The 12,431-nt window shown below is 72.2% G+C and carries 12 protein-coding genes; 1 reads left to right on the top strand and 11 read right to left on the bottom strand.

The features are described 5' to 3' along the window. Positions 1–5: 5 nt before the first annotated feature. The 8 genes from ACSMXR_RS05080 to infC all read right to left on the bottom strand — a co-directional run bounded on the left by ACSMXR_RS05080 (position 6) and on the right by infC (position 9,342). Positions 6–1,355 (bottom strand): transcriptional regulator, encoded by a 1,350-nt coding sequence (locus ACSMXR_RS05080; RefSeq protein ID WP_218526715.1) that lies wholly within the window; start codon positions 1,353–1,355, stop codon positions 6–8. Between the two features lie 421 nt (positions 1,356–1,776). Next, complete coding sequence (gene pheT, locus ACSMXR_RS05085) at positions 1,777–4,290, bottom strand: phenylalanine--tRNA ligase subunit beta (RefSeq protein ID WP_473171315.1); 2,514 nt, start codon at positions 4,288–4,290, stop codon at positions 1,777–1,779. Beyond that, a complete protein-coding gene (gene pheS, locus ACSMXR_RS05090; RefSeq protein ID WP_030632315.1) occupies positions 4,290–5,429 on the bottom strand; it encodes a phenylalanine--tRNA ligase subunit alpha in 1,140 nt (379 codons plus the stop codon). Before pheS ends, pheT begins: the two co-directional genes overlap by 1 nt. Positions 5,430–5,545: 116 nt before the next feature. Continuing rightward, positions 5,546–6,682, bottom strand: coding sequence for a sensor histidine kinase (locus ACSMXR_RS05095; protein ID WP_218526713.1), 1,137 nt, complete (start codon positions 6,680–6,682; stop codon positions 5,546–5,548). A gap of 173 nt (positions 6,683–6,855) precedes the next feature. Next, positions 6,856–7,701 carry a TrmH family RNA methyltransferase gene (locus ACSMXR_RS05100; protein WP_364889044.1) on the bottom strand — a complete coding sequence of 282 codons (846 nt, stop codon included), beginning with the start codon at positions 7,699–7,701 and terminating at the stop codon, positions 6,856–6,858. 117 nt (positions 7,702–7,818) lie between these two features. Continuing rightward, positions 7,819–8,202, bottom strand: a complete 384-nt coding sequence (gene rplT, locus ACSMXR_RS05105; protein WP_003970214.1) for a 50S ribosomal protein L20 — start codon at positions 8,200–8,202, stop codon at positions 7,819–7,821. A gap of 107 nt (positions 8,203–8,309) precedes the next feature. Then, entirely contained in the window at positions 8,310–8,504 is a 195-nt protein-coding gene (gene rpmI / locus ACSMXR_RS05110; RefSeq protein WP_003970213.1) for a 50S ribosomal protein L35, read from the bottom strand. A 121-nt stretch (positions 8,505–8,625) separates the two neighbouring features. Beyond that, positions 8,626–9,342: a translation initiation factor IF-3 gene (gene infC / locus ACSMXR_RS05115; protein WP_103507614.1), complete on the bottom strand. Its 717-nt coding sequence runs from the start codon at positions 9,340–9,342 to the stop codon at positions 8,626–8,628. 346 nt (positions 9,343–9,688) lie between these two features. On the opposite strand from infC, the gene ACSMXR_RS05120 reads away from it, so the two are divergent. Next, the gene (locus ACSMXR_RS05120; protein ID WP_103507582.1) at positions 9,689–10,051 is read left to right on the top strand and encodes a DUF1844 domain-containing protein; all 363 of its coding nucleotides are present in this window, start codon (positions 9,689–9,691) and stop codon (positions 10,049–10,051) included. Positions 10,052–10,126: 75 nt separating this feature from the next. Here the strand turns inward: ACSMXR_RS05120 and ACSMXR_RS05125 are convergent, their stop codons facing one another. From ACSMXR_RS05125 to ACSMXR_RS05135, 3 genes are all read right to left on the bottom strand, one after another. Then, positions 10,127–10,840, bottom strand: a complete 714-nt coding sequence (locus tag ACSMXR_RS05125; RefSeq protein WP_137232227.1) for an MIP family channel protein — start codon at positions 10,838–10,840, stop codon at positions 10,127–10,129. 122 nt (positions 10,841–10,962) lie between these two features. Further along, positions 10,963–11,691 carry an SseB family protein gene (locus ACSMXR_RS05130; RefSeq protein WP_473171316.1) on the bottom strand — a complete coding sequence of 243 codons (729 nt, stop codon included), beginning with the start codon at positions 11,689–11,691 and terminating at the stop codon, positions 10,963–10,965. 63 nt (positions 11,692–11,754) lie between these two features. Beyond that, complete coding sequence (locus ACSMXR_RS05135) at positions 11,755–12,384, bottom strand: TetR/AcrR family transcriptional regulator (RefSeq protein WP_473171317.1); 630 nt, start codon at positions 12,382–12,384, stop codon at positions 11,755–11,757. Between the last annotated feature and the right edge of the window lie 47 nt (positions 12,385–12,431).

Raw genomic sequence — 12,431 nt, forward strand, 5'->3', positions numbered from 1 at the left:
GGAGCTCACAGAGGCACGCGGAGCGCCTCGTCGATGAGATCGGTGGTTCCCACGGCGTCGGCGCAGCCGCTCGCGGCCAGCTCGCCGCGGACCTGCCGCAGCCGGTCGCGCAGCCGCTGGGACTCCATCCCCCGGGCCCGTGTCGCCATTTCGGCAGCTGTACCGGCCGCGCGGTCGGGTTCGCCCTGAAGCAGCTCGATATGGCTCAGCATCGCGAGACGGTGCACGCGCCCCCGGTCGTGCGCCGGGGCGCGCACCGCGGAGGCCGCGTGCTCCCGGGCGGCCGGCAGATCCCCGAGACCGAGGAGCGCCTCCGCCACCTGGACGTCGACCAGGCCCGGCTGGACGTACCCCGTCTCGTCCGGCTCCCGGCCGCTGTGGATCCGGCCGGCCTGGGCCTCGGCCCGCCCGATGCAGGCCCGGGCGCTCGCCGCGTCGCCGAGCCGGGCGTACGCCTTGGCCTGCATGGCGTGCAGATCGGCGGCGAGCGCGGGGGTGATGTGGGCTCCGGCGGCCCGCAGCGCGGCCTCGGCGAAGGCGATGGAACGGCGGTAGTCGCCGAGGAACAGCGACTGGGTGACCAGCAGGGCGATCACATAGCCGCCGAGCCCCCGGTCCCCGCTGGACTTGGCGAGCCGCAGCGCCTGGTGGAAGTAGCGCTGGGCCAGTCCGTGCGCGTCGGAGTCGTAGGCGCAGATGCCGGCCACCGCCACCAGCCCGGCGGTCGCCCGGTGCAGGCTCCGGCCGAGCGCGTCGCTGTAGCCGCCGCGCAGCAGCGGCGCGGCCTCCGCGTTGAGGAAGCGGACGATCCGGGACCTGGTCGCGACGCCGCCCGTCTTGCGGTACATCTGCTCGTAGTGGTCGCGGGCCGCCTTGAGCATCGCTATGTCGGCCGCGCTCACCCGGCCCGGTCCCGGCCGTGAGACATCGGTGTCCTCCGGCGGGTTCTCCCACTCCCAGACCGGCATCACCGCCGGGGTGCCGGTGACGGCGGGCACGGTGGCCAGGTCCGGGCGCCGCTGTTCGTCGGAGCGCCACAGGGCGGTGGCCCGCTCGACGAACCCGGAGAGCGAGGCGCCCTCGGCGCCGGTGTCCGCCCCCGGCGCGGCGCAGGCGCCCATCCCGATGTCGTCGAGCCCGACCGGCCGCGCCAGCCGGCCGGCCAGCACCTCGCAGATCAGATCGGGCACCTGGCCGCGCGGGCGCTGGCCCTTGAGCCAGCGGGAGACCGCCGTGTGTTCGTACCGCAGGCTCAGACCGCGGGTCAGGCCCGCCCGGTTGACGTGACCGGCGAGGCCCGCGCGGGACATGCCGGCCTCCTCGACCAGAGCTTCGAGCAGGACATTGGGCTCCATCGTCCCCCCAGGTGCGTGTCGCAATGAGCCTAGTGGAGCACGATTCACACGGGGTGTGAACGGAATGCCCGAACCCTCCTGCTGTGCGCTCTGCCGCACGGATCCCGGGCTCGATTGAATGAGCTCCCTCGCAAGAGGCGGCCGGGTCGTCGGCTCCCCCTCGTAACAGCCCTCGACCCGCACCCGCGCCGTCCGCACTGCTGACCTGCCCGACACTCCGAGGCAGCGCGGACGGCGCCCGGACCGCACGGCCCACTGACCGACGACGAAGGAGGGTGGCTGCGGAACGGCAGCCGGAACCGCGTTCCTCCCGGTTCCCGCTCCGGATCCGGCGTGTGGTCCCTCCGCCGATCGGCGGGACGGAGAAGGGGCGTATCCGGTGGCCGGATACGCCCCTTCTCAACGCTGTCGCGCCCGCGGACTACGCCCCGCGCAGCACCGCGCCCGTACGCTCGGCGGCCAGGGCCACCGCGCTGTCGCGGGCGGCCGATGCCTCCTCGACGGTCAGCGTGCGGTCGGCGGCGCGGAAGCGCAGCGCGTACGCCAGGGACTTGTTGCCCGCGCCGATCTGCTCGCCGGTGAAGACGTCGAACAGCCGTAGCGATTCGAGGAGTTCACCCGCGCCCTCGCGCAGCGCCCGCTCCACGTCGGCGGCCGGGACGTCCCCGGCGACGACGAGCGCGACGTCCTGGGTCGCCACCGGGAAGGTGGAGATCCGGGGCGCCTGGAGCGCTCCGTCGACGGCCTGTTCCAGGACGTCCAGCTCGACCTCGGCGGCACAGGTCCGCTCGGGCAGGTGGAGCGCCTTGATCACACGCGGGTGCAGTTCGCCCGCGTGTCCGAAGAGGGTCTCCTCGCCGTTCACGGTGACGTACAGCGCGGCGCAGCGTCCCGGGTGCCACGGGGCGTGCTGGTCGGCGCGGACGATGACCTCCACACCGGCCTCCGCGGCGATGGAGCGGGCCGCCTCGACGGCGTCCGCCCAGGTCGCCGGGGTGCCCTTGCCCCACCAGCCGGACTGCTCGCGGGCGCCCGCGAGGACGACGGCGGCGCGGCGCGGCTGACGCGGCAGGGCCGCGTTCAGAGAGGCGATCTCCTCGTCCGTGGGACGGCGGTCGACGGGGAGGCGGACGGCCTGCTTCTCCTCGCCGGTCGGCCGGAAGACCAGGCCGGTCTCGAAGAGCGCCAGGTCGTGGCTGCCGCGGCCGTCGTTGCGGCGCAGTGCGCCGAGGAGGCCCGGCAGCAGCGTGGTGCGCAGCGCCGGCTCCTCGTCGGAGATCGGGTTGACCAGCTTGACCGTACGGCGGCGGGCGTCGTCCGCCTCCAGGCCGAGCTGGTCCAGGACCGCGTCGCCGATGAACGGGTAGCTCAGCGCCTCGACGTAACCGGCTCCGGCCAGCACCCGGCCGATGCGGCGGTGCAGCCGCTGGCGGTCGGTGAGACCACGGCCGGAGGGGGGCGTGGGCAGGGTGGAGGGCAGGTTCTCGTAGCCCTCCAGCCGGATGACCTCTTCGGCGAGGTCGTTCGGCTCGTTCAGGTCGGGCCGCCAGGACGGGACGGTGACGATCAGCTCGTCCTGCCCGTAGACGTCGCAGCCGACCTGCTGGAGGCGGCGGACGACGGTCTCGCGGCCGTACTCCACACCGGCCACCTTGTCCGGGTGGTTCGCCGGCATCGCGATGGTGCGCGGCGCGGAGGGCGAGGTGATCTCGGTGACCCCGGCCTCGGCGGTGCCGCCCGCCAGCAGGACCAGCAGGTCGACCGTGCGCTGCGCGGCAGCGGCGGCGGCCTGCGGGTCGACGCCGCGCTCGAAGCGCTTGGACGCCTCGGAGGACAGCTTGTGGCGGCGCGCGGTGCGGGCGATCGAGATCGCGTCGAAGTGCGCGGCCTCGATGACGACCTCGGTGGTCAGCGCGTGCTCGCCGTCCGCGTCGGCGATCTCGGTGTTGGCGCCGCCCATGACGCCCGCGAGGCCGATCGGCCCGCGGTTGTCGGTGATGACCAGGTCTTCGGCGTCCAGCACGCGCACGGTGCCGTCCAGCGTGGTGAGCTTCTCGCCCTGGGTGGCGCGGCGCACGCCGATCGGCCCGTCGACCCGGGTGCGGTCGTAGGCGTGCAGCGGCTGGCCGAGCTCCAGCATCACGTAGTTGGTGATGTCGACGGCCAGCGAGATCGGCCGCATCCCGGCCTTCTGGAGGCGTCGCTGCATCCAGATCGGCGAGCGGGCCTCGGGCTGGAGACCGGTGACGGTGCGGGCGGTGAAGCGGTCGCAGCCGATCGGGTCGGAGATCTGGACCGGGTAGCCGTACGCGTTCGGCGCGGGCACGTCCAGGAGCGCCGGGTCGCGCAGCGGCAGCCCGTACGCGGTCGCGGTCTCGCGGGCGACACCGCGCATCGAGAGGCAGTAGCCCCGGTCCGGGGTGACGGCGATGTCGAGGACCTCGTCGACGAGCTGGAGCAGCTCGATGGCGTCGGTGCCGACCTCGTGCTCCGGCGGCAGCACGATGATGCCGTGCGTGCCGTCGTCGCCCATGCCGAGCTCGTCGGTGGAGCAGATCATGCCGTGCGAGGTCTTGCCGTACGTCTTGCGGGCGGCGATCGCGAAGTCGCCGGGCAGCACAGCGCCCGGGAGGACCACGACGACCTTGTCGCCGACCGAGAAGTTACGGGCGCCGCAGACGATCTCCTGCGGTTCGCCGGTGCCGTTGGCCGTGCCGACGTCGACCGTGCAGAAGCGGATGGGCTTCTTGAACCCCTCCAGCTCCTCGATGGTCAGGACCTTGCCGACGACCAGGGGGCCCTTGAGGCCCGCGCCGATCTGCTCGACGGTCTCGACCTCGAGGCCCACGGAGACGAGCTTGGCCTGTACGTCACGGCCGGTCTCCGTCGCCGGCAGGTCGACGTACTCCCGCAGCCAGGAAAGCGGGACGCGCATCAGATCTCCATCCCGAACGGCCGGGTGAACCGGACGTCACCCTCGACCATGTCTCGCATGTCTTCGACGTTGTGGCGGAACATCAGCATCCGTTCGATGCCGAACCCGAAGGCGAATCCGCTGTACTTCTGGGGGTCGACACCGCAGGCGGTGAGCACCTTGGGGTTGACCATGCCGCAGCCGCCCAGCTCGATCCAGCCCTCGCTGCCGCAGGTGCGGCAGGGGCGGTCGGGGTTGCCGACGGACTCGCCGCGGCAGACGTAGCAGACCATGTCCATCTCGGCGGACGGCTCGGTGAACGGGAAGAAGTTCGGCCGCAGCCGGGTCTTCATGTCCGGCCCGAAGAGCGCCTGGACCATGTGGTCCAGGGTGCCCTTGAGGTCGGCCATGGTGAGGCCCTCGTCGACGGCGAGCAGCTCGATCTGGTGGAAGACCGGGGTGTGCGTGGCGTCCAGCTCGTCGGTGCGGTAGACCCGGCCGGGGCAGACCACGTAGACGGGGGGCTTGCGCTCCAGGAGCGAGCGGGCCTGGACCGGCGAGGTGTGCGTACGCAGCACGACGCCGGACTCGTCACCCTCGGTGGCCTTGCCGTCGGGCGTGGTGCCCTGGACGAAGAAGGTGTCCTGCATCTGGCGGGCCGGGTGGTCGGGCACGAAGTTCAGGGCGTCGAAGTTGAACCACTCCGCCTCGACCTCGGGGCCCTCGGCGATCTCGTAGCCCATGGCCACGAAGACGTCCGCGACGCGCTCCATGATGGTCGTCAGGGGGTGGCGGGCGCCGGCCGGGGTGCGGTCGTAGGGCAGCGTGACGTCCACGGCCTCCTCGACGAGCACCCGGGCGTCCCGCTCGGCCTCCAGCTCCGCCTGGCGGGCGGCGAGCGCTTTGGAGACGGCGCCGCGGGCCTGGCCCACGCGCTTGCCCGCCTCGGCCTTGGCCTGCGGGGGCAGGGCGCCGATCTCGCGGTTGGCGAGGGACAGCGGCGAGGTACCTCCGGTGTGCGCGGTCTTCGCCTGGGCGAGCGCGTCGAGGTCACCGGCGGCGGCGAAGGCGGCGAACGCCTCGTCCCGCAGGCGCTCGATCTCTTCCGGTTTCAGTGCCTCGACCTCGACTGGGTCGTACGACTTGTTCGGTGCCGACATCTCTTCCCGTGCTTCCGATTGGCTGATGGCGCGACCCGGCTCGACGACCGCAGGACGCAAAGGTGCCAAAGGTCGAGTCTAAAGGCCGCAGGACGGTCGGGGAGCCCGTGGGCTGCTCACACCAGGTAGGCGGGCATGCTCACAGGCAGAATAAATCGGAACTCGGCCCCGCCGCCGGGCCCCCGGTCGACGGTGATCGTGCCGCCGTGGGCCTCGACGATGCCCTTGACGATGTAGAGGCCCAGGCCCGTGCCGCCGCGCTTGCTCCCCCGCCAGAAGCGGGTGAAGACACGGCCCATCGACTCCTCGGGGATGCCGGGGCCTTCGTCGCTCACGGTGACAGCCGTTCCCATCTCGTCGCACGCACCCGGCGCGGGTGCGGGGGCGATCTCAATGGTGACGGTTCCCTCGCCGTGGCGCACCGCGTTTTCCAGGAGGTTCCCGAGGACCTGGTCGACCTTGTCGGGGTCGGCCCACAGGTCGGGCAGCGGTCCCCGGGTGCGGACGAGGAAGCGCTCGGGGGCCTGGCCGCCCGTGATGAGCGCCTGGATGTGCCGGGCCACGGCGGCGGAGACGTCGACGGGCTGGCGGCGCAGCTCCAGGCGTCCGGAGTCGATCCGGGAGATGTCGAGCAGCTCGGCGATGAGCCGGGTCACCCGGCCCGCGTCGGCGTCGACGGTCTCCAGCATCAGCCGCTTCTGGTCGTCGGTGAACCTCTCCCACTTGGCGAGCAGGGTGGCGGTGAACCCCTTGACGGAGGTCAGCGGGGAGCGCAGCTCGTGGGCGACGGTGGCGATCAGCTCGGCGTGGCTGCGTTCGGTACGACGGCGGGCCTCGGTGCCGCGCAGGGACACGACCACCCGGCGCACCGGACCGGTCGGCCGCTCGCGTACGTAACGGGCGGAGACCAGGACCTCACGGCCGCCGGGCAGCAGCAGATTGCGCTCGGGCTGGCCGCCCCGGGTGGCGAGTCCGCCGTACGGGTCGGTCAGCGCCCACCAGCGCTTGCCCTTGAGGTCCTCCAGCGGGAGGGCGGTCTCCAGGGGGCGGCCGATCGCTTCGGCGCGCGGGGTGGCGGTGATGCGGGCGGCGGCGGCGTTGAAGCAGATGACGTGCCCGCTCTCGTCGGCGACGACGAGACCGTCGGGAAGGTCGTCCGGGTCGATGCCGGCGCCGAGGCCGTCCGGCTCCTCGCCCGCAGCGCGTGGTGCGGTGCTGTGCGCCGGTCGCGGCGAGCTCATGCCGACAGCCATCTTCCCGTATCCCCACCTCTCGAACCGGTGCAGTGGGCCCCCGAGTTCGTCACCCTACTAGGCGGTGGTGAACCGGCGACACCCTGTGGGGGCGCGGAGAGGAGTGCGCCGGTGGCAGGGGCGCGGGAATGGCCGGGATCGTGTGCTGACGGGCCGTGAGGGCGGCGCTCGTGTTACGCGTCGGGGGCGCGCCGCGGCCGCTGCGCGCGGGCGGAGGCGTAGAGGCAGACGGCGGCGGCGGTGGCGAGGTTGAGGCTTTCCGCCTTGCCGTGGATGGGGACACGGACGACGGCGTCGGCGAGCGCCCGGGTCTCCTCGGGCAGCCCCCAGGCCTCGTTGCCGAAGACCCAGGCGGTGGGGGTGCCCATGGTGCCCGCGTCCAGCTCGTCGTCCAGGTCGTCGTCCCCGGCGCCGTCGGCGGCGAGGATGCGCACCCCGGCGTCCCGCAGGCCCTGCACGGCCTGTTCGACGGGGACGCCGACGGCGACGGGCAGGTGGTAGAGCGAACCGACCGAGGCGCGTACGGACTTGGGGTTGTAGAGGTCGACCGACGCGTCGGTCAGGATCACCGCGTCCGCGCCGGCGGCGTCCGCGCAGCGCAGTACCGTACCGGCGTTCCCGGGGTCGCGGACGTTGGCCAGAACGGCCACCAGGGTGGGCTTGGCGTCGAGGATCTCCTGGAACGGGGTGTCCAGGAAGCGGCAGACGCCGATGAGGCCCTGCGGGGTGACGGTCTGCGAGACGTCGGCGAGGACGTCGTCCCCGGCCAGGTGCACCCGGGCCCCCGCCGAGTGGGCGGCCTCGACGATGTCGGCGTAGCGGTCGGCGGCCTCGGGGGTGGCGAACAGCTCGATGAGGGTCGGCTCCCCGTCGCCGCCCCGGTGGGCGGCGGCCTCGCGGACGGCCTGGGGCCCCTCGGCGATGAACCTGCGCTCCTTGCCGCGGAAGTTGCGGCGGGCCAGCCGGCGGGCGGCGGCGACACGCGGGGAGCGCGGGGAGATCAGTTCGGGGGTGCCCATGGTCGGCGGGAGGCCTCTCTGCGTACGGCGGTGGGGGTCAGCGGCAACGCACCGGACCCGCAGGCGGCGGGCGCCTGCGGGTCCGGTTCACGTACTGCCTGGAAGGCGGGGCCTGGATCAGGCGGCCTTCGGGGCGTTGACGTCGCTCGGGAGGGCCTTCTGAGCGACCTCGACGAGGGCGGCGAACGCGTTGGCGTCGTTGACCGCGAGCTCGGCCAGGATCTTGCGGTCCACCTCGATGTTGGCGGCCTTCAGACCCTGGATGAGGCGGTTGTACGTCATGCCGTTCTGGCGGGCAGCGGCGTTGATGCGCTGGATCCACAGCTGACGGAAGTCGCCCTTGCGCTTCTTGCGGTCGTTGTAGTTGTAGACCAGGGAGTGGGTGACCTGCTCCTTGGCCTTGCGGTACAGACGCGAGCGCTGACCGCGGTAGCCGCTGGCGGCTTCGAGGATTGCCCGGCGCTTCTTGTGGGCGTTGACTGCCCGCTTGACGCGTGCCACTTGTTAACTCCTTGTAGCGGGGCCGTGGGTGTCTTCACACGGCCCGGAAACGAATTGGTCCCGGTGTGATCGAGGTCGTGCCTCCGGCGCGAGCCGGAGGCCGAGCCTCACTTGCCGAGAAGCTTCTTGATCTTCTTGGCGTCGGCCGGAGCCACGACGACCGTGCCGGTCAGCGAGCGGGTCTTCTTGGACGACTTGTGCTCGAGCAGGTGGCGCTTGCCGGCCCTCTCGCGGAGCACCTTGCCGGAGCCGGTGATCTTGAAGCGCTTGCTGGCACCGCTGTGCGTCTTGTTCTTCGGCATCGCGCCGTTCTCTCCTCGTCAGTGGCGCCCCTCACGGTGCGGGGCACCGGACTACAGGGGCGTCAGATCTCTATGGGATTCCGGGATGACCCGGGGGCGCCTGGATGGCGACCCCCGAAGGTCACGCCTCGGAAGGTGTCTCGGCCGGAGCCTCGGCCGCTGCGGCCGGAGCCTCAGCGGTCTCGTCCTCGGACGGTGCGTCGGTCGTGCCCTGACGCTCCGCCTTGCGGGCGGCCTGGGCCTCGCGGGCCTCGGCCATGGCTTCGGTCTTCTTCTTGTGCGGGCCCAGAACCATGATCATGTTCCGGCCGTCCTGCTTCGGGTTGGACTCGATGAAGCCCAGGTCCTCGACGTCCGAAGCGAGACGCTGGAGCAGTCGGAAGCCCAGCTCGGGGCGGGACTGCTCACGACCACGGAACATGATCGTGATCTTGACCTTGTCGCCCTGCTTGAGGAACCGGACGACGTGACCCTTCTTGGTGTCATAGTCGTGCGGGTCGATCTTCGGCCGGAGCTTCATCTCCTTGATGACCGTGTGCGCCTGGTTCTTGCGCGCCTCACGGGCCTTCATGGCCGACTCGTACTTGAACTTCCCGTAGTCCATGAGCTTGCACACGGGCGGACGGGCTGTCGCCGCCACCTCGACCAGGTCGAGGTCATACTCCTGTGCGAGTTCCAGGGCCTTGGCAAGCGGAACAATCCCGACCTGCTCGCCACTGGGACCGACAAGTCGGACCTCGGGAACGCGAATCCGGTCGTTGATGCGGGGCTCGGCGCTGATGGATCCTCCTCGGTAGCACCACGCGACCGCCTGGCGGACAGCCGCGTAACGTCTTATAACGTCAAGACCAACCGAGCCGGAACGACAAAAATGCCCCGGACGGGACACAGGCGGGGCTCCATGAACTACCGGAGCACCGCCGCGGTCAACCGCGGGGCGCATCGGGCGGCTCCATCGTCCGTACGGAACGATGGGGACCGCCTGACCGGTGACCCGCCGTCCGGTGAGGACGGCCAGGTGGGAGATCGGAGCCTCCACTTGTGGGCCGGGCACATAGGTGTCCGGCCGGTCGTCACACAAGGTTAGCAGCCCGGTCCCGGGTGCGCTAATCCTGCGTCCGCTCCGGCCCCCCGGCCGCCTCCCGCGCGCGGGAGGGCGGTGGCCTGGCCTTATCGTGTGGGGCATGAGTGACGCGACCCCCAGCAGTGAGAACCCCGGCTTCGACGACATGGCCCGCGACATCGCGGAGGTCCCCGCGGTCGAGGTGATCGTGACGGTCGCCGTCAACCTGATGAGCGCAGCCGCCGTGAAGCTCGGCCTCACGGAGGAGGGCGAGGACCACAAGGACCTCGACGAGGCCCGCAAGCTGGTCCACGCCCTGGCCGGACTGCTGGACGCGAGCACCACGGAGATCAGCACCTTCCACGCCTCGCCGCTGCGCGACGGCCTGAAGTCGCTCCAGCTCGCCTTCCGCGAGGCCTCGCTGGTGCCGGACGAGCCCGGCCAGGGCCCCGGCGAGAAGTACACCGGCCCGGTCTACGGCTAGCCGCCGCCCCTCCCCCGTACGCCGAGGAGCCCGCCGTCCCCCCGTGGGGCGGCGGGCTCCCGCGCGTGCGGCTCCTCAGACGGCGTCCTCCGTCTCTTCGGGCAGCACGTTGGGGAAGGGGTGGGTGAGCCGGTGGGCGTAGGCGGCGATCACTCCGCCGACCAGGGGCGCGACGAGGAACAGCCAGAGCTGGGAGAGGGCCGCGCCGCCCGCGAAGAGCGCCGGGCCGAGGCTGCGCGCCGGGTTGACCGAGGTGCCGGTCAGCGGGATGCCCACCAGGTGGATCGCGGCGAGCGCCAGGCCGATGGGCAGTCCGTCGAAGCCGGTGACCGCCACTTTGTGGGTCACCGCGAGGACGACGTAGACGAGCAGGAAGGTGAGCACCACCTCGGCGAGGAACGCGCCGCCGATGTTGATGCCGACGGCCGACCGGTCGTCGTAGCCGTTGGTGCCGAACTCGCCGCTGGTCTCCAGGCCCGGGATCTGCTTGGCCAGCAGGAACAGCAGGGCCGCGCCGACGATCGCGCCGAGGATCTGGGCCACCCAGCGCTCGACGGCCGTACGGAGGTCGATCCGGCCGGCCATCAGCATGCCCAGCGTCACCGCGGGGTTGACGTGGCAGCCGGAGATCGGGCCGAGCGCGTAGGCGAGCGCGAGGAGGGTGAAGCCGAAGGTGAGGGCGATGCCCACCGTGCCGAGGTATTCGACGGCGACCACCGCGGACCCCACGGCGAAGAACACCAGCAGCAGGGTGCCGAGGAACTCTGACGCCACGATCCGCGTCTTCATGCAACCACCTCGCGAGCTCGGTCGGTCGGCCGGATTTCTCCGGATTCCCGATCATTCTCACGGCGGTGGGCGCTTCGCGCTCGTCGGGCCGGGACGGGCCCGCCCCGCCCCGCCCCGTCGCGTCAGCGGACGAAGAGGGGCTCACCCGGAGTGGCCGTGCCGGCGGGGAGGAGCGCCAGGTCCAGGCCGTTCACCAGCCGGGCCCGCAGCACCTCGCTGACCGCCAGCGCACCGGCGATCCGGCGGGCCGCCTCGGCGGGCACCGCGTCCGGGGCGAGGACCAGCGCGAGGGTGCCGTCCGCACTGCCGGGCCCGAGGTGGGCGCGGACCACGGCGGGGTCGGCGGCCACGGTCTGCCGTACGGCCTCGATGACGGCGGGGTCCTGGAGCGGGTCGGTGGAGGCGCGGTTCTCGGCGAGGGCCAGGAGCGCCTGCCCGCTCAGCTCGAAGGCGACGGGCCCGGCGAGGTCCAGCACGACGGTGTCGGCCTTCTCGTGGGCGGCGGCCTGGAGCGCCTGGTGCAGCGGTACGGCGACGGGGCGCGCCTCCGGGTCCCAGAGCGCCAGCGAGGCGGTGGAGGTGAAGGCGGGCAGCGCGCGCCGGTCGCCGGCCCGGAGGGTGGGCACGGCCATGTCGCTGGTCTTCTCGCGCCGGAGCCCCTTCTCGTCCTCCTCGACCTCGCCGAGGACGGCGACGACGGGGACCAGGAGCCGGGCGCCCTGGAGTGCCGCGAGGACCGGGCCGACGGCGCTCCGGTCCCGGGACCAGGTGTCCAGGGCCCTGGTCAGGGCGGGGGACGCCGAGCCGTCGTCGTCGGAGAAACCGGGGTCCGGAATGTTCTTGAGCTCCACGGGACGAGGGTAGTGCCTGGTCCCTCGCGGCCTGCCCGCAGGTGGCGGCTGACCGTCGGGGGCTCAGCTCCCGGTCGCCCCGGCCAGCAGGGCGCGCGCCTCGTCGCGGGCGTGGGCGACGGGGTCGGGGAAGACCTTCAGGCCGTGGGCGGCCAGGGCCCCTTCGTGCAGCACCATCAGCGTCCGGCCCAGCCGGTCGGCCGCGTCGGCGCCGAGGCCGTCGAGCCCTTGGGCGAGCCGGGTGAACAGGTCCAGCATCCACCTCTTCTGGCCGGTGATGACCGCGTGCGCCGGGTGGGCCGGGTCGCTGATCTCGGCGTGGGCGTTGATCATGCTGCAGCCCTTGGAGCCGTTGTTCGACATCCAGGCGCGCGAGGCGTCGAAGACGGCCAGGATGCGCGCCTTCGGCTCGGGCGGCGCGGCGTCGAGGCGCTCGGCGAGCAGGGCACGCCAGCGTTCGTCGCGGCCGGCGAGGTACTCCACGACGATCTGCTCCTTGGAGCCGAAGCGGTCGTAGAGCGTCTTCTTGGTCACCCCGGCCTCGGCGGCGATCAGGTCCACTCCGACGGCATGGATGCCCCGCTCGTAGAACAGCCGCTCGGCGGCCGCCAGGGCCCGTCGCGCGGCAGGCGTCATGGCGATCCGCCGCGGCTCGTTCGAAGCGCCCGTACTCGTTTCCGTACCCGTACCCATGGCGACGAGTATACCGATCTGTATAGTCGAGCGTAGGTATACCGATC

This window comes from Streptomyces sp. DSM 106670, assembly GCF_055792845.1.

What these genes read in the sequence shown, in the direction of transcription:
- pheT (WP_473171315.1), bottom strand. Translation starts at nt 4,290, where the DNA reads ATGCGCGTCCCGCTTTCCTGGCTGCGGGAGTACGTCGACCTGCCGGCG.
- ACSMXR_RS05080 (WP_218526715.1), bottom strand. Translation starts at nt 1,355, where the DNA reads ATGGAGCCCAATGTCCTGCTCGAAGCTCTGGTCGAGGAGGCCGGCATG.
- ACSMXR_RS05095 (WP_218526713.1), bottom strand. Translation starts at nt 6,682, where the DNA reads ATGGCTGTCGGCATGAGCTCGCCGCGACCGGCGCACAGCACCGCACCA.
- ACSMXR_RS05125 (WP_137232227.1), bottom strand. Translation starts at nt 10,840, where the DNA reads ATGAAGACGCGGATCGTGGCGTCAGAGTTCCTCGGCACCCTGCTGCTG.
- pheS (WP_030632315.1), bottom strand. Translation starts at nt 5,429, where the DNA reads ATGTCGGCACCGAACAAGTCGTACGACCCAGTCGAGGTCGAGGCACTG.
- rpmI (WP_003970213.1), bottom strand. Translation starts at nt 8,504, where the DNA reads ATGCCGAAGAACAAGACGCACAGCGGTGCCAGCAAGCGCTTCAAGATC.
- ACSMXR_RS05120 (WP_103507582.1), top strand. Translation starts at nt 9,689, where the DNA reads ATGAGTGACGCGACCCCCAGCAGTGAGAACCCCGGCTTCGACGACATG.
- ACSMXR_RS05135 (WP_473171317.1), bottom strand. Translation starts at nt 12,384, where the DNA reads ATGGGTACGGGTACGGAAACGAGTACGGGCGCTTCGAACGAGCCGCGG.
- ACSMXR_RS05100 (WP_364889044.1), bottom strand. Translation starts at nt 7,701, where the DNA reads ATGGGCACCCCCGAACTGATCTCCCCGCGCTCCCCGCGTGTCGCCGCC.